The following is a 22,610-nucleotide window of genomic DNA, read 5'->3' on the forward strand; positions in this document are numbered from 1 at the left end:
CAGCTCAGCTTCATCGAAGCATCCAAAGACACGGCGCACAGCAAATAACCAATAACTACCTTCAACCCTCAACAATAGTTTCCACAGCTTCAATATACTGACTGTCTAGGAGGAAAGCACCTTTTTCAAAACGAATACCCCAATAATTGCCGGGATGCCGATCGACTACAATACCCTCATCGCCGATCGCAATTACATTAGCAGGCCGCAGCATCGGCATCCGTTCCGCAGTTTTCACGTAGGGTGGCATCGCTACAACTCGCACTTTTTGACCAACAGTAAATTCTTTTTCCATGAGTTTTTTTCCCTTTGACAATCTGGTGATTTTAGTAGTAATATCAATTCCGGTTGTATGGGAATGATTTAACCGCGAAGGCGCTAAGGACGCGAAGGAAGAGAAGAGAGAGTTTAATACAGGACGATGAAGACAGGATTTTATCTAACTTTAGTATTGTAAGTAACTGTTTATTTTAAATACTCCTGCAACAATTTCCAAGCCATTTGAGTACCCTCCCCTGCGTTTACTTTCCCAAAATCTACATCTTTTCTCAAAACCACAAAACCCACACCTTCTTTGATTTCTATGTCCTCGAAATTGCTAACTCTCGCCAAAAACAAGTGATTTTGTTGTATGATTTGGGGATTTTTTTTGGTCTTTGGGTGAATAAAAGTTGCGATAAATTCCATGGTGTAATTGGTATTGAGGCAAGTTTCTTCCTCCAGTTCTCTTACTGCCGCTTGCTTTGGACTTTCTCCAAGGTCCACGGCACCTCCAAAAGTAGACAGCATCCCTTGACTGGCAATACCTGGAATATTATCTCGCAGTTGTGCCACAATCTGACCGTTCGGGAGCATGAGAAAAATACGAACAATTGACTGAGGAATATTCATATTCGATGTTTTTTAGATTGAGAGTGAGTCCTGGGCTAGGTTTGCACAATTGACTAACGGCGCTCGCTCGTCCTGCTTCTTTATCCCTGTCATACTAATCCTAATTTTTGGACCGATCGCGCATAACACCGATACCGATCGCGCTACAATTGTCAATCGGGATAAAAACGGCAGATATAGCCTTTCTAAAAGTAGGGGATAGTTGGTATGGCTACAAGTCGTCGCATAGAGCGCGTAGCTTCAATGATTAAACGCGAAGTCAGCCTCATGTTGCTCAACGGCATTAAGGACGATCGAGTAGGTGCCGGTATGGTTAGCGTCACCGAAGTAATTGTTTCGGGAGACCTTCAGCACACAAAAATCTTTGTCAGCATTTACGGTACTGATGAGGCGAAAGCCGAGACCATGGAAGGTTTAAAATCCGCTACTAGCTACGTCCGCAACCAGTTGGGCCAAAGGATGCAACTGCGCCGCACACCAGAAGTCACCTTTCTCGAAGACCGCTCCCTAGAACGAGGTGATAAAATGTTAATACTGTTGAATCAGCTTTCTGCCAATCGCAAACCGGATCTAGAAGATTCAGATGCAGAATTCAACAACGATGAAATTGACGATACAGACGATGCAGATGAGGATTAATATTTAACTGGTTTTAACTGGTTCCCAGGCAGAGCCTGGGAACCGAGATCCAGAGGCTCTGCCTCCAAAGATCCTCCCAGCAAGCAATATCAGGAAATGAGGAGGCAGCCTCCCCACACACATTCCCAGGAAACAAGTAAACCAATAACCAGTTAGCAATTTCCCATGATTGACAATCTTTCCCTACCAGAATTAGTAGCCCAGATGTTCGTAGTGCGCGCTTCTGGTTATTTGTTCGATCGCCAAATTCGCTATCCCGAATGGGAACCAACCGCCGACAAACTCCGCCATTACGTAGAAAAATTGGGTGTTGGTGGTGTAATTTTGGTGGGGGGAAGTGCTGCGGAATTGTCAGTGCGATCGCACCAATTGCAATCTTGGGCAAAATTTCCGCTATTACTGGCTGCAGATATTGAGGAAGGTGTCGGCCAGCGATTCAGCGGCGCAACTTGGTTTGGGCCACCGATGGCGATCGCAGAAATTGCCAAGCAAAACCCAGCAGATGCAGGATGCTATGCCGAACAAATGGGTGCTGTGACTGCCATCGAAGCTAGGGCGATCGGTCTCAATTGGGTTCTGGCACCAGTAGTTGATGTCAACAACAATCCTGACAATCCGGTAATTAACGTCCGTGCTTTTGGCGAGACACCAGCAATTGTCAGCAAATTAGCTAGTGCTTTTATTCGCGGCGCCAGCACACAATCGGTTTTGACTACAGCCAAGCATTTTCCCGGCCACGGCGACACCGCCGTTGATTCTCACTTGGAATTGCCAGTTTTGCCCCATTCCCCAAGTCGATTGGCGGAGGTTGAGTTGCCTCCTTTTGTCGAAGCCATCGCCAATGGAGTTGATGCTGTGATGAGTGCCCACTTGCTGATTCCGGCTTGGGATGCTGATTTTCCGGCTACTGTTTCGCGCAAAATTTTGATGGGGAAACTCCGCCAAGAGTTGGGTTTTCAGGGTTTGATCGTAACCGATGCTTTAGTGATGGGGGCGATCGCCAATCAGTATGGCCCTAATGAAGCAGCGGTTTTGGCGGCTGTTGCTGGTGCTGATGTTTTGCTGATGCCCCTAGACCCCCACGGCGCAATTCAGGCTGTCTGTGAAGCTGTGACTCAAGGTAGGATTCCCAGAACACAAATCAAGGAATCTGTCAAGCGGATTTGGGAGGCTAAGCGCAAAGTTGGTTTGCGGATTTCTGAACCCTCCCAACCCGCCCAGCAGCCCAGGCGTAAGAATCAAACTCCTGTTGTCCAAAGCGGTAGCAAGAATCTACAATCCCTAAATTCGATCGACTTAAGTTTGCTAGCAACTCCCGCAGCCACGACAATTGCTGCTAATATTTTGCGAGATTCCTTGAAATTTGGGGGAAATCTACCTTTGGCTGTGTCGCCGACTCAAAAAAATCAGCCGTTGCGGAATTTAATAGTTGTAGATGATGTTTTGGCGTGCGAATTTTTGGGAAACCATACTCCCGCGATCGCCCTGCCGGCCAAGTTTGGTTACGAATTGCAACTGATTGACGATCGCACAGTCTCCATCGCACACAATACAAATGCAGAGTCCTTTACTCCCACTTTGCTGCAAGTTTTCATTCGTGGCAACTGCTTCCGAGGGAGTGCTGGCTTGACCTTGGCTGCTCAAGATTTGTTTAAGCAATTATTAACAACTGGTGAACTTCAAGCTGTGTTAATCTACGGAAGTCCCTACGTTTTAGACCAATTTTTGCCCCACCTATCTCCCAGCATTCCCCATGTATTTTGTTTCGGCCAGATGCCGAGTGCCCAAGCCATTGCTCTAGAATTACTATTTGGTCTGGACTCAAAGCCTCTAGCATAACTAACAAAGTTGTAGGTGAAAGTCTCGCGCCTTCACCCACAGGCAGTGTCAATTATGAAAATTTTATAAATTTTTGTTAAGCTTATACTTGAGTAAATCTACTTAGTTGGTACGAAAAATCAGAGTTTTGAGACGGAAATAGCCATGCTGAAACTCCGAATAACTCGTGAGTGACCTGATTTGTGTAAACATTAGAATTTCTTTTAAGTTTATATAACTAAATTGTATCTATATATACAGACAAAAATTAATCTAGGAATTAAACGAGTGTAGACTATATTATTAATAAGGCCACAAAAATTTTTAGGAAACATTGAGGGCGCATTATGATTCAGTCCACCATCCACCCATTGCAATACTCTTTAGATGTCATCCAAGATGAAGCACGTCACCTGGTGCATGATGGCGTACTCAGCCGTCAACAGCCGATCTATACGATGTGCCAATTCATTCCGCCTCGCGAATGGGCCTGTGTAGAGTGCGAGTTGGAAAAATGTGACTTTTTACTGCGCGATCGCATCGCCGACCTGATCGGTTCGGAAAAATGGGACAATGACTAAATTTGCTTCATCCAGTCCGGCTGTGTAGAGGAATTGAATCAGTTATGGGTGTTTGTTGTACATGAGGCTCGTAGCAGAATTGGCAATTAGCACAATCTAAGTGTCAAACTTAGAATGGCTTTTTTCACATTACTCCTAATTGCAACAGTGTTAGAGGAGGTTGCTTGTTTGGGAAATACCTTTTTCGATTAAAAACTTTCAAATTAGTTTGTCTGCGACTCAAGATACTTTAATCCTGATAATTTTCAGCGCGTAAACTTTCTAACTGGGTTCTGAGTGCCACCATTTGTGCAGTTAACTCTTGAATCTCTAGCTGTACATCTGGTTGTGACACAGCATCGGGAGGATTACCTATGGGTGAATTCGATTGCTGAGGCGAGACTGATTCGCTTTCGGTATTCTCCCGTTCGTTTTGTCCAGAAAAAATAGTATCTACAAAATTCCGGGCTTCTGTATCGGTCATTTCTCCTTTTTCTAGCAACTCATCGGCTAATACACCCAAGTCTGACTTCAATTTTTCCAGATTTTCCTCTCGCTTCAGCGGGTCTTGCAATGTCTCAATTAAAAAAGAAGTTGCACCCAAAGCTAGGTGAAATCCGGTTTGCAGAATTTGAGGCAGTTTTTCAGAATTCATTTAAAAATTCCGCTAGTGCGAATTTGTGGATCGGGATCGCCCCAAATCACAAAAAACAAGTCTTTGGGGGGATGGCTTTCTATGTTACTTAAACTAATTTTAGCATTACTTGGCAAATTCATAAATGTCAAGTGTAAAGTTTTGTTACAAAAACCAAGGCTCTGAGATATTCAGGTTAAGCACCCATTAAGGGTAGAGCGCATCGCCGGTGGAAGGGTCAAATACAAATAGTCGATCGAAATCAAGCTGTATAGTCAGTCGATCGCCCGATCGGCAACGCCCATTCCCAGGCACCAGTAACTGTATAGTAGTTTCTGGACTCAACATCGGCAAACTCCCCCGGATTAAAGTTTCTCGCCCCAAGGGTTCAACCACTTTCACATCTAAGTCTAGAGGCACTTTTTCTAAGGCCCAAACATCACTTTTTAAATCATCATTCTCCGCCATAGATTTAGTAAAAACTTCTATGTGTTCTGGACGAATTCCCAAATCAAATCCCTGTCCTTCCCTCGGCTGCAATTTTTTCTGAATCGAGGGCGGACAAGCTAGAGATTGATTTCCTACTTGAAAAGATTCCTCCGCATAAATTGCAGGCAAAATATTCATAGCCGGATTGCCTAAAAATGTCGCCACCATCCGATTTGCAGGTTTAGCATAAACAGTTTGAGGGTCTCCAATTTGTTGAATCAGACCGCGATTTAAAATAACTATTTTGTCAGCTAAAGTCATCGCTTCCACTTGGTCGTGGGTGACATAAACAGTCGTAATTCCTAGCCGCTGATGCAGTAGTTTGAGTTCGGCCCTAGTATCATCTCGCAATTGAGCATCCAGGTTAGAAAGCGGTTCATCTAAGAGAAAAACTTTGGGTTCGCGGGCGATCGCCCTTCCCAGTGCTACCCGCTGTTGCTGACCTCCTGAGAGCTGTTTGGGCTTGCGGTTGAGGAGATGATCGATCGATAGCGTCTGGGCTACAGTCTCCACCCTTGCTTGAACTTTTGATTTTTCAACATTCCGCATCCGCAATCCAAAAGCCAGATTTTCTGCCACAGTCATGTGCGGGTAAAGCGCATAATTTTGAAATACCATTGCTACATCCCGCTGTCTAGATGGAATGTTATTAACTAAATTATCTCCAATATAAATATTGCCGGAAGTTGCCGTTTCTAAACCTGCAATTGTCCGCATAATTGTAGATTTCCCACAGCCGGATGGTCCAACTAATACCCAAAATTCTCCGTCCGGGATTTGGAAGCTAATGTTTTCGATCGCGGTGACATTTTGGTAGCGTCTGGTAATATTTTCTAAGCGAACATTTGCCATTTTTCTTAGTTAGGAGTTACTGGTTATTAATTAGGAGTTACTGGTTATTAGTTATTTGTTTATTCCAGGATGCACTAATAACCTAAATCATGTTATTCTCAGGGTCGCGAAGCATCTCAAATCTTTGCCACACCGTCACCATGGGTCTAGGACTATAGTTTTTATATTATCGCCTAATTGACGACAATCTTTTCAGGGCGATCGCACAATATAGATTTTATCAGGAGCCGAGACCAATCTGACTGAACTAGAAGCATGGAGAATGCGATCGTGTCGCCAAGGGAGATTACGTATCCTGTAGCTTTCGGTATAATAGCTCTGATGGATGTTTTCGCCCGTGGCGGGGTCGCCTCGATCCTGGAGCGCTTGCGTCAAGTAAAATGGCGATCGTCTCATGTTCCGAAGCCCCCTACTCTAAAGCTATACTAGCAGTATCCAACATGAGAATCATCAAAGAGAGGTTGCGATCGTGACAGCTACTATAATTATACCCAAAAATCCCGACCCAAAAATAGAGCCAGAATCACAGCAAAAATTAGAAAATATACCAGAAATTCAACCAGAATCCGAACCCAAACAAGTCATATCTATTGAAGATTTTTTAGTCAAGCCTGCTGATAGAATGGAATGGGTTGACGGCAACTTAGTGGAGAAAACTGGAATGACATTCAAGCACGGTCTGGCTCAGTCTAAATTATCTACCTTGTGGAGAAATTACAAAAATTCCAGCGGACAGGGAGGAGAAGTTGTTACAGAAGTCCTTTGTCGCACTAACAAACAAGGCCGCCGTCCCGATGTCGCTTACATAACTCCTGAACTACTGCCACAATCAGGCAATTTTACAGCATTTTCCCAAAGTTTTCCCCTGATAGCAGAAGTTGCTTCCCCTGAAGATAGCGCCGAAGAATTATTTGCGAAAGCTCAAGAATATTTAGAATCTGGATGTTTAGAAGTCTGGCTGCTATTTCCCGAAGCTCGATTAATCTTTGTGAATGCAGGCAAAAATTGGCTATTATTTAATGGCGATGAAGTGGCTAGCACTCAAAATGTACTTTCAGGTTTTAGCATAGGTGTCAGTGAATTGTTAGCCTAAAGAACTTGCCAAAAATGCCACGTTATGAAATAATCGAGGATGTTGAAAAATTCAACTAAAGCGACATCCACAAATAAAAATAAAAATATAATGGATAAATTCAGAGTAGAAGTTATTTCTCAAACACCCAATCCTCAGCAAGTAATATATGCGGCTCTCCATCAAGACTATACAGAAAATTTCGTGTTTGACGAACGCGATTCCTGGCCTTGCGAAGCCGAATGTGGCGAAATAATCGTCAAAAGGCTCCTCGCAGGCGATCGGGGTCATTACGGCCCCCTAGAACATCCCCAAATTATCTTTAATTGCGGCTACTTTCCCCACAGCGTCATGCAGCAGGCCAGGACACATCGTGTAGGAGTATCCTTTGATGTGCAATCCCTCCGTTATACAGGAAATCAATTTCTAGATGCAGCCACCGGCAAAAAAGATATAGAAGATATTTTTTACCTCCGCCCAGTAGATTATTATACAGACCGCGAAGGCAAAAAATACTACTATTCTCCCGAACAAAGACAGCAAGATTTAGAGTGGTGTCTAGAAGCCGCTAAACGTTACAAAATAGACTTCGATGGCGGAATGTCCGAAGAACACGCCAGAGGCAAATTACCCTTTGACTACCGCCAGCACTTTGTAGTCAGTTTCAATTTAAGGTCATTCCTGCATTTTGCTGACTTGAGAAACAAAAAAAATGCTCAACTAGAAATTCAAAAACTCTGCGAAATGATGTGGCCTCATTTTGAAAATTGGGCCCCCGACATTGCGAAGTGGTACACAACAACTCGCCTCGGAAAAGCCAGACTAGCCCCCTAATGAATGCCATAGTCATCCTGTATTCATCTCTCTCTTCTCCCCCTCTGCGTCCTCTGCGGTCTCTGCGGTTAAATAATTCCGATACAACTAACATTGCTCTCACTAAAAAGTTGGCTGTATCATCATTATTCCGTCTTCCTTCTACTCACCAAACAAGATGAAATTAAAAATACGGCAACTTCACGAATCAGCCATAATCCCCAAATACGCCCACGAATCTGATGCTGGACTCGATCTATTTTCAATAGATGAATTAGAAATCATTCCCGGAGAAAGCAAGTTAATTCATACAGGCATATCAATAGAATTACCCCCAAAAACAGAGGCACAAATTCGTCCTAGAAGTGGTTTGGCTCTCAAACACCAAATCACCGTACTCAACGCACCAGGAACAATAGATGAAGGCTATCGAGGGGAAATAGGAGTCATCTTAATCAATCATGGTAACACTTCTTTTCAAGTGATAAAAGGCATGAAAATTGCTCAAATGGTAATCGCCCCGGTAATTCGCGTGGAAATTGAAGAAGTTAAAATGTTAAGTTCCAGCTCTAGAGGAGATAATGGATTTGGCTCCACTGGCATCTGGCAATAAATAGCGTCTCTCATACACTTCTAATTCTATACTTTAAATGCAGAACACACCAGACAACTACGACCCTCCTCAAAGACCTGATTGGGATGAATATTTTTTAATGTTAGCCAAATTAGCAGCGACTCGATCGACTTGTCTAGCCTTTCCCGTAGGTGCTGTGATCGCTAAAAATAGGCAAGTGTTAGCCACCGGTTACAACGGTTCCCCCTCCGGTTCGGCACACTGCATCTCTCAAGGATTCTGCTATCCTGGTTTGAGCAGTTGTGATGCTAGCAAAACCTTACCATCGCGGGCGGTTCATGCAGAAGCAAATGCGATCGCCAAAGCCGCCAGACATGGTATATCTACAGATGGAGCTAGCATTTACGTCACCTTAGAACCCTGCATTTATTGTCTTAAATTAGTCATTGCCGCTGGGATTCGGGAAATATTTTACGAAACCAGTTTCAACAGCGGAGAAAAAGCAGCCTTGAGAGATACTTTTATCAGTGAAGGTATTGTGGAACTCAAGCAAATTCAGCTATCTGAAAATACAGCAAAAAAGGCTGCCCTATTTTTGCTGCATCCTACTTCTGTCCTCAAAAATTCTATTTCTTGACAATCACTATAGCGGTTTTCCCTGGCGTCCACTCACAATTTAATCAAACTCATTCACAACTTGCAAATAGTCGATCGCAGCATCTATCCTCGAAGAATACTTAAAAGCAAACTGATCGAACCAAAATCTCTCATCAGAATCTTTACTTAAATTCTTCAGCCAAACTTGAGCTTGTCTCACTTTTTCCCGGTGGGTTTTTACTTCCACCTGCTGCGGTTCCTGTTTGAGAGTTTTCTGATCTTTATTTTGTGCTTCATCTTCAGCCAAAACCCGTTCTTGTTTGGCAACTTTTTGAGCAGACTCTTGTCCTTGGTATTCAGCCTTAATTTCAGCTAAATCACTGTCTAAATTATCAAAATCCAAATTTTTGCCAGAAGTTTCAATTACTTGACTATACGGCGCAGTAGTTGCTTGCAAAGACGGTTCTGGTTGCACGATCCGCTGGCTTTTTAAGTCGGCAGATTTTTTTTGAGATTCTTGATACTCAGCCCTAAGTTCAGCTAACAAACGATCGATCGATTCCATTACTTAACCCCCCCCTAAACAATGCTTCTGAGCCCTCCGGCCAAAATACCATCGCCTTAAACTTGATTCACCTTCTCAATCAGTGATTGCATTCAGCAATACTTCCGTCAGAGTCATTCCTTCCATATCGTCCATAGTTACAGTATCCACGATATCGAATTTAGCCCCAGCGCTTTGCAGTTCGTCATCTAATATCTTGAGAAACTTGGTAGCTTCTGGAGCATTTCCGACTTGGATAAACGAAATTGCTAATTCTTCATCTCGATCTAGCTTCCGCGAAGCTTCTATAATTGTTTTCATCACTTCTTTGCGATCGTCCGGTTCTCCGTCCGTCACCACTAATATTGTTTCCCCATTTTGCTGAGTCTTACCGGATATTTTACGCTGAAAATAGTTGTTGAGAGCGTCTTGCAAAACTATCGCCAAATTCGTAGTCCCTGAAGGCTCATTTTCTTGGAATATTTGTACGACTTTCCCTGCTGTTACATTGTCGTACCGTTTGAAGCGACCGGAAAACAAGTAAACTGTGATGCCATCAGGGTCTAGTTCTTCGCATTTATTTGCTAATGCGATCGTCGATTCCTGCATCAGCGCCCACCGACTTTTGCCACCAGTCTTGTCTTTGGTGTACATACTGCCACTCTTGTCAATGATTATGGTATAATCTCGGTTGTGAAGCATAAGAGTTTTCCTGTTACATTAAATTTTTTTCAAAAAAGAGCAAAACCAGCGAGCAGAAGCTGTTGAGCTTTAGTTGCTCGCTGCGTTTTTTAGTTGATTGGCGATCGACTGAAACCCAATTTAAGCTGCAACTAAAGCATCCTTGAGTGGCTTCCAACTAAAAACTCGATCGCCCCCCATCTCTACAGCTATTTTAACTCGCGGTTCTAACGTCGGCAAAATAGTTAAATATTCCACCTCCTGACTAGACAAAATCTGCCCTTCAATGATCCACAGCACCAGTCCTTTTGCTTTCGGAGGCAAATTGTCCAATTGAGTCTTCAACATCGGTGGCACGTAGTAGGTATAACCCACCGACGCTTCATTACCAGTGGTTTTCTTACCCAAATGGGGCGGCCGCACCCCGTGTACCCCCGTCAAATACATCGCCAAATCGCCCAAACCCCGCGCTGTAATGTTGTAGGCACCATAGCCCGCAGCCCTGAGTCGGCGCAGGTAGCGTCCCTCAAAACCTCCCTCCAACGGAACATACAGGGCCAGGGACCCCGACTTTTCCAAATCCCGAATCATATCTGAACCCGTCGTAATCAATCCCATAAATTTGTGTGGCTGTATGAAAATTTGGTCGATCGCCCAAGTGCGAACTGCAAGTATTTTGACACTCCCCAGTCTAAAGACGTGGGGATTCTTCATTCACAGGGAGATGCCTTGCAAAAGCAGTGCCTTTACTTGGTCTTACTCTCCCTCCCGAAGCAGTGGCGGTATGCCCTACCGCCAGAATTCGTAACCCTTCATCCCGAATGTTCTTAGCGGCATTGATGTCTCTATCGTGGTTTTCTCCACACTTAAGGCATTGCCAACTACGAATATCTCTCAAACTATCAACACGATTTAAGCAGTTACTACAGGTCTTGGAACTGGGGAAAAATCTGTCAACTTCTAGATATATTTTTCCTTCCCATTCAGCCTTGTATTTCAACATAGTACAGAATTGACCCCAGCCAGCATCACTAATTGATTTTGCTAGTTTAGGGTTTTTGACCATGTTGCTGACGGCTAGATTTTCGACCACTATGACTTGGTTTTCGTCAACTAATTTACGACTTAGCTTGTGGAGAAAATCTTCACGACAACGAAGAATTTTAGAGTGAACTTTAGAAACTTTAACTCTAGCTTTATTGCGGTTCTTAGAGCCTTTTTGCTTGCGATTAAGTTTCTTTTGTCTCCTCGCTAATCTTCGTTCGTAGTTACGATAGTATTTAGGGTTCCCATGTTTAGTCCCATCTGATGTAATCGCAAAATGGGTTAGTCCAACGTCTATCCCGATAGCTTTTCCTTCTGATGATTTTTGGGGCAAATCCTGACCATCATCATAAAGACAAGATGCAAAATATTCTGCTGATGGATTAACTGAAACCGTAACCGACTTTAAATCTCCCTCGGGTTGCCGTGAAACTTTGCAATAGACTTTGCCGATTTTAGGTAATACCAGAACATCATTTTTTAACTGACAGTGCTGAGGAAATCTAATCGACTGCCTATTTTGCTTTTTCTTGAAGTTAGGATATTTAGCTCTACCTTCAAAAAAATTAAGGAAAGCACTAGAAAGATTTAAAGCGGCTTGCTGTAATACCTGCGATGGGACTTCGCTTAACCACTCATACTCTTTTTTTAGGGAAGGCAGAAGCTTGATTATTTCGTTTCTGCTTAATCCTTTTCCAGTTTGTTTGTAAGTTTCGGATGTTAGATTGAGAGCGTAGTTGTAAAACCATCTAGCACAGCCAAACGACTTGGCAAGCAAAACGGATTGCTCACCGGTCGGATAGATTCTGTACTTGAATGCTTTTAACATTTTGCTTACCACACTACATTTACTATGGTAAATTGTTTGGTCAAAAGTGTCAATCCGTCCTCCGCTACGCTAAAGGACGGGGTTTTAAACCCAAATTTTCGATAAATCTTTAAGCTGAGTCAAAAAAATCTCATCGCGGCCTTGACAAAGAGCCAACACTTCGTATAGTATTGTGAATCGTTGCTGTAAAGGATACTGAGTGGTTAACTGCTCAAGTCCAGGCACGAACAAGCAAGAACGAAATAAATCTCGGAGACACAACAGCTAGAAGCCTGTGAATCTCGAAACTTGCAAGACTTCCACAAGCTAGCTCCCAAATTTAAAATTTAAATTTTAAACACCGCGGAAAGCTGTTGGTTGATAACAGTTAATTGCAGAATCATTCAAATAAATGATTGTGCACAAGAGCAAGCGGATTGACGAAAACTTCGCAATCCGAAACCTCTTGCGTAAATAAAAGGAAAAAAAATCCGTGTCAGTAGGCATTCTTGGTACAAAACTAGGCATGACTCAAGTGTTTGACGCAGAAGGGAAAGCAATCCCCGTCACCGTCATTCAAGCAGGGCCTTGTACAGTAACTCAAATTAAAACAAAACCAACAGACGGCTACAGTGCCGTTCAAATTGGATACAGCGAAGTCAAACCAAAGGCTCTCAACAAGCCAGAACTAGGACACCTAGCCAAGTCCGGGGCGAATCCATTGCGCCACTTGCAGGAATACCGATTGGAAGACACAAGTTCCTTTGAATTAGGTCAACAACTAAAAGCCGATGCTTTTGCACCCGGACAAATAGTAGATGTGATCGGTACAAGCATCGGTAAAGGCTTTGCTGGTTTCCAAAAGCGCCACAACTTCAAACGAGGCCCCATGTCTCACGGTTCCAAGAACCACCGCGAACCAGGCTCGATCGGACCTGGAACAACCCCCGGCCGCGTCTATCCAGGGAAAAGAATGGCAGGACGGATGGGGAATGTTCAAGTAACCGTTCGCAAGCTAACGATTGTGCGGGTAGATACAGAGCGGAATCTGCTACTAATTAAAGGAGCCGTTCCCGGTAAAGCCGGTGCCTTAGTCAATGTTGTACCTGAGAAAAAAGTTGGGCGGTAGTCATTAGTTATGGGTGATTTCGTTATCAGTAGTAGCAGATAACAAATAACAAATAACAACTAACAAACAACTAACAACTAACAACAACAGACAAAGGACAAAAGACATGGTTAACTGTGTAGTGCGAAATTGGCAAGGCGAAGAAGTTGGAGAAACAACTCTCGAATTGCGCGTAGCCAAACAAGAAAATGCCTCTCACATCGTTCACAGAGCATTGACGCGGCAACTCAATAACGCTCGTCAAGGAAATGCTTGCACCAAAACTCGATCGGAAGTCAGAGGCGGTGGCCGCAAACCCTGGCGGCAAAAAGGAACAGGCCGAGCCAGAGCAGGTTCTATCCGTTCTCCCCTGTGGCGTGGTGGCGGTGTCATCTTCGGACCAAAACCCAGAGACTTTGAAGTCAAAATGAACAAAAGAGAACGCCGTCTCGCTTTGCGGACAGCATTCTACAGCCGTACAGAAGACTTGATTGTGGTGGAAGAATTTGCAGAGCAATTTCCGAGACCAAAAACCAAAGAATTACTAAATGCGATCGCCCGGTGGGGCATCGAAGCCGATACAAAAGTTCTGTTAGTATTGCCAGAACCGCAACTCAACGTCTACTTGTCGGGACGCAACGTCGAATTGATGAACGTCATCCTGGCAACTTCCCTGAATGTATACGACGTTCTGGCCGCTGACAAAATTATCGTCACATCCACAGCCCTAGCAAAAATTCAGGAGATTTACGGTGAGTAAAATCGACCCCCGCGACTACGCAGATTTGATCCAGCGTCCTATTCTCACTGAGAAAGCTACCAGAATGATGGAATTAAATCAATTCACCTTCGACGTAGCCCCCAAAGCGACCAAGCCTCAAATCAAAGCAGCCATCGAAGAACTATTTAAGGTTAAAGTCACCGGTGTCAATACCCAAAACCCGCCGCGCAAAAAGCGTCGAGTTGGCAAATTCGTCGGTTTCAAACCTTGTTACAAGCGCGCCACCGTCACTCTCAGCGACGGAGATTCACTCCGCAAACTCTTATTCCCAGAAGTTTAAAATTTAGTAATAGGTAATCGGTAATGCGTACTCAGTAATAGGTAATCGGTAATTGAAAAGTATGAAAGATGAATTCGGACTTCACAACTTCTAATTACTAATTACCAATTATCAATTACCAATTACCAATTACCAATTACCAATTACCAACTACCGATTACCAAATTATGGGCATTCGTTCTTACCGACCTTATACCTCCAGCACCAGGGAACACACCGTTTCCGACTTCGCTGAAGTTACTAAATCAGAACCAGAAAAGTCTCTAACCAGTAACAAGCACACCAAACAAGGCCGCAACAACCGAGGCGTCATCACCTGTCGCCACCGCGGAGGCGGTCACAAGCGCCTTTATAGAGACATCGACTTCCGTCGCGACAAACACGGCATTCCCGGTACAGTCAAGGAAATCGAGTATGACCCCAACCGGAACGCCCGTATCGCCCTCGTCTTCTACAAAGACGGCGAAAAACGGTACATCCTTCATCCACTGAACTTAACCGTTGGTACAGTCATTGTCTCAGGCCCCGACGCACCAATCGAAATCGGCAACGCCCTACCCCTGAGCAACATCCCTCTCGGTACAAGCATCCATAACGTTGAGCTAGTACCAGGCAAAGGCGGACAAATCGTCCGTTCAGCAGGTGCCAGCGCTCAGCTAATGGCAAAAGAAGGCAGCTACGTTACCCTCAAACTACCATCCGGCGAACAGCGCAAAGTCCGCGCCAACTGCTACGCCACCATCGGTCAAGTCGGCAACACAGATGCTAGAAACATCAGCCTCGGCAAAGCCGGCCGCACCCGGTGGAAAGGTCGCAGACCAACAGTTCGTGGTTCCGTCATGAACCCAGTAGACCACCCGCACGGTGGTGGTGAAGGCAGAGCTCCCATCGGGCGTTCAGGACCTGTCACACCTTGGGGTAAACCAGCATTGGGTGCCAAAACCCGACGCAAAAACAAGCGCAGCGATGCTTTAATTGTCCGCCGTCGTCGCAAGTCTTCCAAGCGCGGCAAGGGTGGCAGACAAAGTTAATGTTAATAGGTAATGGGTAATAGGTAATGGGTAATGGGTAATAGGTAATAGGTAATAGGTAATAGGTAATGAGTTATTGCAATTAACCAATGCCCAATGCCCAATGCTATAATGCCCAATGCCCAATACCCAATCCCCAATTCCCAATTCCCAATTCCCAATTCCTAATTCCCAAAATTATGTCTCGTTCATTAAAAAAAGGCCCGTTTGTCGCAGACCATCTGATGACAAAAATCGAGAAACTCAACGCCGCCGGCCAGAAACAGTTAATTAAAACTTGGTCGCGAGCCTCCACAATCCTGCCCCAAATGGTAGGCCACACCATCGCAGTTCATAACGGCAGACAACACGTTCCTGTCTACGTCACAGACCAAATGGTTGGTCACAAATTAGGAGAATTTTCTCCTACTCGCACCTTTAGAAGTCACGCTAAAAGTGGTGACAAAAAGGCAAAGAGATAGCCGCCATTAGGTGACAGGTAAGAGGTAATCGGCAAACAATTACCAATTACCAATTACCTTCCAATTACCTTATTCCCAATTACCAAAATCGCAATGGCTATAGATACCACATCCGAAATAAAGGCGATCGCCCGCTATATTAGAAGCTCGCCCTTCAAAGTGCGCCGAGTTCTAGATCAAATTCGAGGCAAAAGCTATCAAGAAGCGCTGATTCTACTAGAATTCATGCCCTACCGAGCTTGCGAACCAATTGTCAAAGTTTTGCGCTCCGCAGTAGCCAACGCCGAACACAACGCCGGATTGGATAAATCCAAGCTAGTAGTTTCTCAAGCCTACGCAGACCAAGGTCCAGTCCTCAAGCGCTTTAGACCCCGCGCTCAAGGTCGTGCCTACCAAATTCGCAAGCCAACCTGTCACATCACTGTGGTAGTAGCTCCGCTCCTAGAACAATAAACAAGAGCACAGGTAATAGGTAAAAAACTGCTAAAAGTTGCAAACATCGGTAAACCCAATTACCAATTACCAATTACCAACTACCAATTACCAAATATCAACTCTTATGGGACAAAAAATACATCCAATTGGTTTCCGCCTCGGCATAACCCAAGAGCACCGCTCCCGTTGGTTTGCAGATGCCAGAAACTATCCCGAACTCTTGCAAGAAGACCACAAAATTCGCCAGTACGTTCAAAAAAACCTCAGTAACGCTGGTATCTCCTCGGTCAGAATTGAGCGCAAAGCCGATCAAATCGACCTAGAAGTGTTCACAGCTAGACCAGGTGTGGTAGTAGGCCGTGGTGGAGCAGGGATCGAAACCTTGCGAGTCGGTTTGCAGCAGCAACTCGGCAACAACCGCCAAATCCGCATCAACGTTGTGGAAGTCCAACGGGTAGATGCTGATGCCACTCTGATCGCAGAATACATCGCTCAGCAGCTAGAACGGCGCGTATCTTTCCGCCGAGTAGTCCGTCAAGCAATTACTCGCGCTCAAAAAGTCGGCATCGAAGGCATCAAAATTCAAGTCAGCGGACGACTCAACGGTGCAGAAATTGCCCGTACCGAGTGGACGCGGGAAGGAAGAGTCCCATTGCACACCTTGCGTGCTGATATTGACTACTCTTACTGCACCGCTCAAACCATCTACGGTATCCTCGGCATTAAAGTTTGGGTTTTCAAAGGCGAAATTATTCCTGGACAGGAACAAATAGCAGCCCCGAACAACGATGCCCCTCGGACTAAGAACAAGCGCCGTCGCCAGCAATTTGAAGATCGATCCAACGAAGGCTAGTGGTTAACTGTTAATTGTCAGTTGTTAATTGTCAGTGGCGATGCCCTTCCTCGTAGTCGAAGGGTTCACAACCAATTACCAATTACCAACAACCAATTACTAATTACCAATTTCCAATTACTAAATCCCCCAGCCATGTTAAGCCCTAAAAGAACCAAATTCCGCAAACAACAGCGCGGGCGAATGTGCGGTGTTGCCACCCGCGGCAATACAGTTAGCTTTGGTGACTTCGCGCTCCAAGCTGTTGAACCCGCCTGGATCACTTCTCGCCAAATAGAAGCCGGACGGCGTGCCATGACCCGCTACATCCGCCGGGGTGGCAAAATCTGGATTCGCATTTTTCCTGACAAACCAGTCACTCAGCGGGCAGCAGAAACCCGGATGGGTTCCGGTAAAGGCTCACCTGAGTTTTGGGTTGCCGTTGTCAAACCGGGTCGGGTAATGTTTGAAATTGGCGGTGTCGCTGAAGAAATTGCCCGTGAAGCAATGCGTTTGGCAGCCTTTAAATTGCCAATCAAAACCAAGTTCATCACCCGCGAAGATGAGCAGTCATAGCGATTTTGGACTTTAATTTCCTCCTCAGATTCTGGGAAATAACTTAAGCAGATTTAGGATGATTTTTCAACCTCAAATCTCTCACCTAAAATCCATTGACCGATCGCTAACGATCCACGACAAAATTATGTCTTTATCCAAGATTAAAGAAGCTAGAGATTTAAGCGATGCCGAAGTGGCAGAGCAAATTTTAGCCGTTAAGCGCCAACTAATGGAACTGCGGTTATTCCAAGCTACTGGCCGTGTAGATAAGCCCCATCTGTTTAAACACGCCAAACACAGATTGGCTCAACTGATGACTGTTGAACGCGAACGGCAAATCGCGGCTGAAGTTGCTGCAAAGTCAGCTTCGTCTACCACTGCCGAATCAACTGATTCAACCGCAGCAGTTAGCTAAAAGACAAAAGTAGCCCAACCGAATCGCACAGCAGTTACACAAAACTCCATTGCACAACAAAAATAGGTAGGTATGGCAGTTAAAGAACGAGTTGGCGTAGTAGTCAGCGACAAAATGGACAAAACTGTGGTAGTGGCAATCGAAAACCGCTCCTCCCACACCAAATACGGCAAAATCGTAGTCCGCACCAAACGTTACAAAGCTCACGACGAAGAAAATAAGTGCAAACCGGGCGATCGTGTCCGCATCACTGAAACCCGCCCTTTGAGTAAAACCAAACGCTGGACAGTTGCTGAAATTTTCGGTACAAAAAACGGCTAACAGTTAATTGCATTCTGGCGATCGCCAGATCCCAGATTCACAATCAACACTCAACAGTTCACAGTCACCAATCACCATGATTCAACCCCAGACATACCTAAATGTCGCCGACAATAGCGGAGCACGTAAACTGATGTGCATCCGCGTATTGGGAGGCGGCAACCGTCGCTACGGCGGAGTCGGCGATGTCATTATTGCCGTCGTCAAAGACGCCATACCCAATATGGCCGTCAAAAAATCCGATGTCGTCCGGGCCGTCATTGTCAGAACCCGCAAAGCTTTGCGTCGCGACAGTGGCATGAGTATTCGTTTTGACGATAACGCCGCCGTTATTATCAATCCAGAAGGCAATCCTAAAGGCACTCGCGTTTTTGGACCAGTCGCCCGCGAACTGCGCGACAAAAACTTCACTAAAATCGTTTCCTTAGCCCCAGAGGTACTTTAAAATGTACGGAAAAAAGGGTAAAGCAACTAGCGAACCGCAACGCCATAGAATGCACGTCAAAGCAGGCGACACCGTTCAAATAATTACGGGCAAAGAAAAAGGCAAAGTCGGAGAAATCTTAAAGACCTATCCTAAAGTCAGCAAAGTAATTGTTAAAGGTGTAAATATCAGAACCAAGCACGTAAAGCCCCAGCAAGAGGGAGAATCGGGTAAAGTAGTTACATTTGAAGCTCCAATTCATAGCTCCAATGTCATGCACTACTCCGAAAAAGAAAAAGTAGCTAGTCGTGTTTGCTACACCTTTAGCGAAGATGGCCGCAAACTCCGACAACTCAAAAAAACCGGAGAAATCCTTGATAATTAGTCAGTAGTCAGTAGTCAGTAGTCATTAGTCAGTAGTCAGTAGTCATTAGTCAGTAGTCAGTAGTCATTAGTCATTAGCTGACAACAGTCAACCGTCAACAGACAACAGACAACAGTCAACCGTCAACCGTCAACCGTCAACAGACAACTAAAAATTCCCTGACCAAGCCCAGGGACAGTTAAACAAAGCCAAAAACAATGCCAGACAAACTCAAAGTTCTTTACCAAGAAAAGATAGTACCGAAACTGATGGATCAGTTTAAATATACTAATATCCATCAGGTACCCAAACTCGTCAAAGTCACAGTGAACCGTGGCTTGGGAGAAGCATCTCAAAATGCTAAGGCCCTAGATTCATCCATCAACGAAATTGGCATTATCACAGGTCAAAAACCAGTGGTGACGCGGGCGAAAAAGGCGATCGCAGGCTTCAAAATCCGCAAAGGAGTACCCGTTGGTGTCATGGTGACGCTACGCTCAGAGCGGATGTACGATTTTCTCGATCGACTAATCAACCTCGCACTTCCCCGAATCAGAGACTTTCGCGGCATCAGTCCCAAAAGCTTCGACGGACGTGGCAACTACAGCTTGGGTCTGAGAGAACAACTAATCTTTCCCGAAATAGAATATGACAGCATCGATCAAATTCGAGGCATGGACATTTCAATTATCACCACAGCAAACACCGACGAAGAAGGACGCGCCTTGCTCAAAGAAATGGGAATGCCCTTCCGGGACAACTAAGCAGTAGAGTAAGGAGCAAAACATGGCAGCTAACGATACCATAGCAGATATGTTGACGCGCATTCGCAATTCGTGCATGGCGCGCCACCAAACAACACAAATTCCAGCTACAAAAATGACCCGTAGCATCGCCGAAGTCCTCAAAAGTGAAGGCTTTATCAGCGAATTTGAAGAAGCAGAACCAGAAGGGATTAAGCGACATTTAGTGCTTTCTCTCAAGTACAAAGGCAAAACTCGCAAGCCCATCATTACGGCACTTAAGCGAGTCAGCAAACCAGGACTGCGCGTTTACTCGAACCGCAAAGAATTGCCCAGAGTTTTAGGCGGAATTGGCATAGCCATTATCTCCACAGACCGTGGCATTATGACCGATAGAGAAGCCCGCCGCCAAGGTTTAGGCGGAGAAGTGCTTTGTTATGTTTGGTAGTCATTAGTCATTAGTCATTAGTCAATGGTCATTGGCAACAGACTCAAAAATCAATAACTAAGGACTAATCACTAAAGACTAATCATCCAGGACTAATAACTAAAAACAAAGGACCAAAAACTATGTCGCGAATTGGCAAGCGTCCGATTAGCATTCCCACGAAAGTCACCATCACCCTAGACGGTCAAAAAGTAGCCGTCAAAGGTCCTAAAGGTGAACTTTCACGAGTCATACCAGCAGAAATCACGATGGGACTCGAAGGCGAGACTTTACTCGTCACACGCCGAGACGAATCTCGCGTCGCCCGCCAACTACATGGCCTGTGTCGCACCCTAGTTGCCAACATGGTCGAAGGTGTATCCCAAGGTTTTGTGCGCCGCCTGGAAATTATCGGTACAGGTTATCGGGCCCAGGTTCAAGGACGGAACCTGATTTTAAACGTCGGTTACAGCAAGCCCGTTGAAATGCTCCCTCCAGAAGGGATCACCATGGCAGTAGAAGGCAACACCAACGTCATTGTCTCTGGCATTGACAAAGAACTCGTAGGCAATACAGCAGCCCGCATCCGCGCAGTGCGTCCGCCTGAAGTCTACAAGGGCAAAGGCATTCGCTACAGTGGCGAAGTCGTCCGTCGCAAAGCTGGTAAAACAGGCAAAACAGGTAAGAAGTAGACATGAAGCTTACTCGCAAAGAATCAGTCCACCGCAGACACCGCCGCGTGCGGCGCAAGGTGTTCGGGACCTCCGAACGCCCCAGATTAGCGGTATTTCGATCGCAACAGCACATTTACGCTCAAGTCATCGACGACAGCACCCAGCACACTTTAGCCGCCGCGTCAACCCTAGACCCGGAATTAAAGTCAGCTCTCAGTTCGGGAGCCAACTGCTTCGCCAGCGTGCAAGTAGGTCAGTTGATAGCCAAACGCTGTTCTAGCGTCGGCATAGCCAAAGTCGTCTTCGATCGCGGAGGCAACCTCTACCACGGTAGAGTCAAAGCCCTCGCCGACGCAGCTCGCGAAGCTGGGTTAGACTTTTAGGAAGAAACAAAAAGGAAGAAGGAATAAGGAAGAAGGAATAAGGAAGAAGGAAAAAAGAATCTACAATAAAATTCTTAATTCCTAATTGTTAATTTCTATTTTCCAACTACCAATTACTAATCCTCAATTCCCCAAGCACAAAACATGGCAGAACAAAAAGAACAGCGCAACAAGAAAAAAAGCAACAACAAAACGCGCGAAAAAGAATCCGAATGGCAAGAACGGGTAGTTCAGATTCGCCGCGTTACCAAAGTAGTCAAAGGCGGTAAAAAACTCAGCTTCCGCGCCATAGTCATTATCGGTAACGAACGCGGTCAAGTTGGGGTTGGAGTAGGCAAAGCTAGCGACGTCATCGGTGCCGTTAAAAAAGGCGTCGCTGACGGCAAAAAGCACCTGATTGAAGTGCCTCTGACCAAAGCTAACTCAATTCCTCACCCCATCAACGGTGCTGGCGGCGGAGCCAAAGTCATGATGCGACCGGCATCTCCTGGAACAGGGGTAATTGCAGGGGGAGCAGTCAGAACTGTTCTCGAACTAGCAGGAGTCCGCAACATCCTAGCCAAACAGCTAGGTTCAGGAAATCCTTTAAACAACGCTAGAGCAGCCGTCAACGCCCTATCTACTCTTCGCACCCTATCCGAAGTAGCTCAAGAGCGCGGAATTCCAGTAGAAAACCTCTACGGTTAAGGGCTAGGGAACGGGACAGTGTAAGTTTTGAGTATTCAGCGCATTGAGTTTTGAATAAAAAATAATTTTTTAACTCAAAACTCAAAACTCAAAACTCAAAACTACTACGAACCAATTACCAATTACCAATTACCAATTACCAATTACCAAAACTATGAGATTGCAAGACGCCCGACCAAAAGCGGGCTCCACAAAACGCCCCCGCCGCTTGGGTAGAGGTATTGCTGCCGGTCAAGGCGCGAGCTCTGGTAAAGGGATGCGCGGTCAAAAATCTAGAGCCGGTAGCGGCACTAGACCCGGTTTTGAAGGAGGTCAAAATCCTCTGTACCGCCGCCTCCCAAAACTCAAAAGCTTCCCTTTGGTGAACCGTAAAGAGTACACTATCATCAATGTCAGTAAATTAGCATCGCTGCCAGCAAACACAGAAGTAACTCTCACCTCTTTGATTCAAGCAAAAATCGTCACTACTGACGACGGTCCGCTCAAAATCTTAGGAGATGGGGAATTAAATGTAGCTCTGCAAGTCAGAGCCGCTGCTTTTACCGCAGGTGCTCGCACCAAAATAGAAGCCGCTGGCGGCAGTTGTGAATTAGTTGCCTAAAGATTTGAGGTTTGAGAAGGTGTCCAAATCTCAAATCCTCAATGCTCCTATCAAAAAATGATTTAGCCT

35 protein-coding genes are annotated in these 22,610 nt (G+C 45.3%); 25 read left to right on the forward strand and 10 right to left on the reverse strand.

Translation table 11 applies throughout. From position 1 onward, the window contains the following. Positions 1 to 61: 61 nt before the first annotated feature. Both sipA and P2A85_RS06645 read right to left on the reverse strand, forming a co-directional pair. The gene (gene sipA, locus P2A85_RS06640; protein ID WP_377478218.1) at positions 62 to 295 is read right to left on the reverse strand and encodes a regulatory protein SipA; all 234 of its coding nucleotides are present in this window, start codon (positions 293 to 295) and stop codon (positions 62 to 64) included. A gap of 170 nt (positions 296 to 465) precedes the next feature. Further along, entirely contained in the window at positions 466 to 891 is a 426-nt protein-coding gene (locus tag P2A85_RS06645) for an NUDIX domain-containing protein (RefSeq protein ID WP_377478220.1), read from the reverse strand. Between the two features lie 207 nt (positions 892 to 1,098). On the opposite strand from P2A85_RS06645, the gene rbfA reads away from it, so the two are divergent. The 3 genes from rbfA to P2A85_RS06660 all read left to right on the forward strand — a co-directional run bounded on the left by rbfA (position 1,099) and on the right by P2A85_RS06660 (position 3,929). Beyond that, entirely contained in the window at positions 1,099 to 1,530 is a 432-nt protein-coding gene (gene rbfA, locus P2A85_RS06650) for a 30S ribosome-binding factor RbfA (protein ID WP_340518111.1), read from the forward strand. Positions 1,531 to 1,695: 165 nt separating this feature from the next. Beyond that, the gene (locus P2A85_RS06655) at positions 1,696 to 3,369 is read left to right on the forward strand and encodes a glycoside hydrolase family 3 N-terminal domain-containing protein (RefSeq protein WP_377478222.1); all 1,674 of its coding nucleotides are present in this window, start codon (positions 1,696 to 1,698) and stop codon (positions 3,367 to 3,369) included. Positions 3,370 to 3,695: 326 nt separating this feature from the next. Continuing rightward, positions 3,696 to 3,929 (forward strand): DUF4327 family protein, encoded by a 234-nt coding sequence (locus P2A85_RS06660; RefSeq protein ID WP_340518115.1) that lies wholly within the window; start codon positions 3,696 to 3,698, stop codon positions 3,927 to 3,929. Positions 3,930 to 4,158: 229 nt separating this feature from the next. On the opposite strand, the gene P2A85_RS06665 is transcribed toward P2A85_RS06660, so the two are convergent. The 4 genes from P2A85_RS06665 to P2A85_RS06680 form a co-directional block, all read right to left on the reverse strand. After that, positions 4,159 to 4,563 (reverse strand): hypothetical protein, encoded by a 405-nt coding sequence (locus P2A85_RS06665; protein ID WP_377478223.1) that lies wholly within the window; start codon positions 4,561 to 4,563, stop codon positions 4,159 to 4,161. Then, complete coding sequence (locus P2A85_RS06670) at positions 4,560 to 4,685, reverse strand: hypothetical protein (protein WP_341737493.1); 126 nt, start codon at positions 4,683 to 4,685, stop codon at positions 4,560 to 4,562. The genes P2A85_RS06665 and P2A85_RS06670 overlap by 4 nt, the downstream gene beginning before the upstream one ends. A gap of 64 nt (positions 4,686 to 4,749) precedes the next feature. After that, positions 4,750 to 5,883 carry an ABC transporter ATP-binding protein gene (locus tag P2A85_RS06675; protein ID WP_377478224.1) on the reverse strand — a complete coding sequence of 378 codons (1,134 nt, stop codon included), beginning with the start codon at positions 5,881 to 5,883 and terminating at the stop codon, positions 4,750 to 4,752. Between the two features lie 192 nt (positions 5,884 to 6,075). Continuing rightward, positions 6,076 to 6,279, reverse strand: coding sequence for a hypothetical protein (locus tag P2A85_RS06680; RefSeq protein ID WP_377478226.1), 204 nt, complete (start codon positions 6,277 to 6,279; stop codon positions 6,076 to 6,078). Positions 6,280 to 6,352: 73 nt separating this feature from the next. On the opposite strand from P2A85_RS06680, the gene P2A85_RS06685 reads away from it, so the two are divergent. The 4 genes from P2A85_RS06685 to P2A85_RS06700 all read left to right on the forward strand — a co-directional run bounded on the left by P2A85_RS06685 (position 6,353) and on the right by P2A85_RS06700 (position 8,979). Beyond that, positions 6,353 to 6,976 (forward strand): Uma2 family endonuclease, encoded by a 624-nt coding sequence (locus tag P2A85_RS06685; protein ID WP_377478227.1) that lies wholly within the window; start codon positions 6,353 to 6,355, stop codon positions 6,974 to 6,976. 90 nt (positions 6,977 to 7,066) lie between these two features. After that, a complete protein-coding gene (gene thyX / locus P2A85_RS06690) occupies positions 7,067 to 7,789 on the forward strand; it encodes an FAD-dependent thymidylate synthase (protein WP_377478229.1) in 723 nt (240 codons plus the stop codon). A 157-nt stretch (positions 7,790 to 7,946) separates the two neighbouring features. Continuing rightward, the gene (dut, locus tag P2A85_RS06695) at positions 7,947 to 8,381 is read left to right on the forward strand and encodes a dUTP diphosphatase (RefSeq protein WP_377478230.1); all 435 of its coding nucleotides are present in this window, start codon (positions 7,947 to 7,949) and stop codon (positions 8,379 to 8,381) included. Positions 8,382 to 8,418: 37 nt separating this feature from the next. Further along, positions 8,419 to 8,979 carry a deoxycytidylate deaminase gene (locus P2A85_RS06700; RefSeq protein ID WP_377478232.1) on the forward strand — a complete coding sequence of 187 codons (561 nt, stop codon included), beginning with the start codon at positions 8,419 to 8,421 and terminating at the stop codon, positions 8,977 to 8,979. A 39-nt stretch (positions 8,980 to 9,018) separates the two neighbouring features. On the opposite strand, the gene P2A85_RS06705 is transcribed toward P2A85_RS06700, so the two are convergent. From P2A85_RS06705 to P2A85_RS06720, 4 genes are all read right to left on the reverse strand, one after another. Then, the gene (locus tag P2A85_RS06705) at positions 9,019 to 9,504 is read right to left on the reverse strand and encodes a salt stress protein, Slr1339 family (RefSeq protein ID WP_377478234.1); all 486 of its coding nucleotides are present in this window, start codon (positions 9,502 to 9,504) and stop codon (positions 9,019 to 9,021) included. Between the two features lie 75 nt (positions 9,505 to 9,579). After that, positions 9,580 to 10,185 carry a VWA domain-containing protein gene (locus tag P2A85_RS06710; protein WP_341737484.1) on the reverse strand — a complete coding sequence of 202 codons (606 nt, stop codon included), beginning with the start codon at positions 10,183 to 10,185 and terminating at the stop codon, positions 9,580 to 9,582. Between the two features lie 120 nt (positions 10,186 to 10,305). Beyond that, the gene (locus P2A85_RS06715) at positions 10,306 to 10,782 is read right to left on the reverse strand and encodes an NAD(P)H-quinone oxidoreductase subunit N (protein ID WP_341737526.1); all 477 of its coding nucleotides are present in this window, start codon (positions 10,780 to 10,782) and stop codon (positions 10,306 to 10,308) included. 73 nt (positions 10,783 to 10,855) lie between these two features. After that, positions 10,856 to 12,037 (reverse strand): RNA-guided endonuclease TnpB family protein, encoded by a 1,182-nt coding sequence (locus P2A85_RS06720; protein WP_377478235.1) that lies wholly within the window; start codon positions 12,035 to 12,037, stop codon positions 10,856 to 10,858. Positions 12,038 to 12,509: 472 nt separating this feature from the next. Here P2A85_RS06720 and rplC point away from each other — a divergent pair, with 472 nt between their 5' ends. The 18 genes from rplC to rplO all read left to right on the forward strand — a co-directional run bounded on the left by rplC (position 12,510) and on the right by rplO (position 22,541). Continuing rightward, positions 12,510 to 13,145, forward strand: coding sequence for a 50S ribosomal protein L3 (gene rplC / locus P2A85_RS06725; RefSeq protein ID WP_341733774.1), 636 nt, complete (start codon positions 12,510 to 12,512; stop codon positions 13,143 to 13,145). A gap of 106 nt (positions 13,146 to 13,251) precedes the next feature. Further along, positions 13,252 to 13,884, forward strand: coding sequence for a 50S ribosomal protein L4 (gene rplD, locus P2A85_RS06730; protein WP_340518138.1), 633 nt, complete (start codon positions 13,252 to 13,254; stop codon positions 13,882 to 13,884). Next, the gene (locus P2A85_RS06735) at positions 13,877 to 14,185 is read left to right on the forward strand and encodes a 50S ribosomal protein L23 (protein WP_340518140.1); all 309 of its coding nucleotides are present in this window, start codon (positions 13,877 to 13,879) and stop codon (positions 14,183 to 14,185) included. The genes rplD and P2A85_RS06735 overlap by 8 nt, the downstream gene beginning before the upstream one ends. Before the next feature lie 167 nt (positions 14,186 to 14,352). Next, a complete protein-coding gene (rplB, locus tag P2A85_RS06740; protein ID WP_377478237.1) occupies positions 14,353 to 15,216 on the forward strand; it encodes a 50S ribosomal protein L2 in 864 nt (287 codons plus the stop codon). A gap of 179 nt (positions 15,217 to 15,395) precedes the next feature. Then, positions 15,396 to 15,677 carry a 30S ribosomal protein S19 gene (gene rpsS / locus P2A85_RS06745; protein WP_340518144.1) on the forward strand — a complete coding sequence of 94 codons (282 nt, stop codon included), beginning with the start codon at positions 15,396 to 15,398 and terminating at the stop codon, positions 15,675 to 15,677. Positions 15,678 to 15,770: 93 nt separating this feature from the next. Beyond that, a complete protein-coding gene (rplV, locus tag P2A85_RS06750) occupies positions 15,771 to 16,130 on the forward strand; it encodes a 50S ribosomal protein L22 (RefSeq protein WP_377478239.1) in 360 nt (119 codons plus the stop codon). Between the two features lie 106 nt (positions 16,131 to 16,236). Next, a complete protein-coding gene (gene rpsC, locus P2A85_RS06755; RefSeq protein ID WP_340518149.1) occupies positions 16,237 to 16,965 on the forward strand; it encodes a 30S ribosomal protein S3 in 729 nt (242 codons plus the stop codon). Between the two features lie 135 nt (positions 16,966 to 17,100). Further along, on the forward strand, positions 17,101 to 17,520 hold the full coding sequence (gene rplP, locus P2A85_RS06760; protein ID WP_340518151.1) for a 50S ribosomal protein L16: 420 nt from the start codon (positions 17,101 to 17,103) through the stop codon (positions 17,518 to 17,520). Between the two features lie 58 nt (positions 17,521 to 17,578). Beyond that, positions 17,579 to 17,917 (forward strand): 50S ribosomal protein L29, encoded by a 339-nt coding sequence (gene rpmC, locus P2A85_RS06765; protein WP_377478241.1) that lies wholly within the window; start codon positions 17,579 to 17,581, stop codon positions 17,915 to 17,917. Positions 17,918 to 17,989: 72 nt separating this feature from the next. Next, the gene (gene rpsQ, locus P2A85_RS06770; protein WP_340518155.1) at positions 17,990 to 18,238 is read left to right on the forward strand and encodes a 30S ribosomal protein S17; all 249 of its coding nucleotides are present in this window, start codon (positions 17,990 to 17,992) and stop codon (positions 18,236 to 18,238) included. A 76-nt stretch (positions 18,239 to 18,314) separates the two neighbouring features. After that, positions 18,315 to 18,683, forward strand: a complete 369-nt coding sequence (rplN, locus tag P2A85_RS06775) for a 50S ribosomal protein L14 (RefSeq protein ID WP_193973611.1) — start codon at positions 18,315 to 18,317, stop codon at positions 18,681 to 18,683. Position 18,684: 1 nt separating this feature from the next. Continuing rightward, positions 18,685 to 19,047, forward strand: coding sequence for a 50S ribosomal protein L24 (gene rplX, locus P2A85_RS06780; protein ID WP_340518156.1), 363 nt, complete (start codon positions 18,685 to 18,687; stop codon positions 19,045 to 19,047). A 197-nt stretch (positions 19,048 to 19,244) separates the two neighbouring features. Then, entirely contained in the window at positions 19,245 to 19,790 is a 546-nt protein-coding gene (gene rplE, locus P2A85_RS06785) for a 50S ribosomal protein L5 (RefSeq protein ID WP_340518158.1), read from the forward strand. Positions 19,791 to 19,812: 22 nt separating this feature from the next. Then, entirely contained in the window at positions 19,813 to 20,217 is a 405-nt protein-coding gene (gene rpsH / locus P2A85_RS06790) for a 30S ribosomal protein S8 (protein WP_341733768.1), read from the forward strand. 122 nt (positions 20,218 to 20,339) lie between these two features. Beyond that, positions 20,340 to 20,888, forward strand: coding sequence for a 50S ribosomal protein L6 (rplF, locus tag P2A85_RS06795; protein ID WP_340518161.1), 549 nt, complete (start codon positions 20,340 to 20,342; stop codon positions 20,886 to 20,888). A 2-nt stretch (positions 20,889 to 20,890) separates the two neighbouring features. After that, positions 20,891 to 21,253, forward strand: coding sequence for a 50S ribosomal protein L18 (gene rplR / locus P2A85_RS06800; RefSeq protein WP_340518163.1), 363 nt, complete (start codon positions 20,891 to 20,893; stop codon positions 21,251 to 21,253). Positions 21,254 to 21,397: 144 nt separating this feature from the next. After that, complete coding sequence (rpsE, locus tag P2A85_RS06805; RefSeq protein WP_340518166.1) at positions 21,398 to 21,940, forward strand: 30S ribosomal protein S5; 543 nt, start codon at positions 21,398 to 21,400, stop codon at positions 21,938 to 21,940. 154 nt (positions 21,941 to 22,094) lie between these two features. Next, the gene (gene rplO / locus P2A85_RS06810) at positions 22,095 to 22,541 is read left to right on the forward strand and encodes a 50S ribosomal protein L15 (RefSeq protein WP_341737478.1); all 447 of its coding nucleotides are present in this window, start codon (positions 22,095 to 22,097) and stop codon (positions 22,539 to 22,541) included. The last annotated feature ends 69 nt before the right edge of the window (positions 22,542 to 22,610 follow it).

Origin of the sequence: Microcoleus anatoxicus, assembly GCF_042465725.1 — a bacterium.
Lineage (GTDB): Bacteria > Cyanobacteriota > Cyanobacteriia > Cyanobacteriales > Microcoleaceae > Microcoleus > Microcoleus anatoxicus.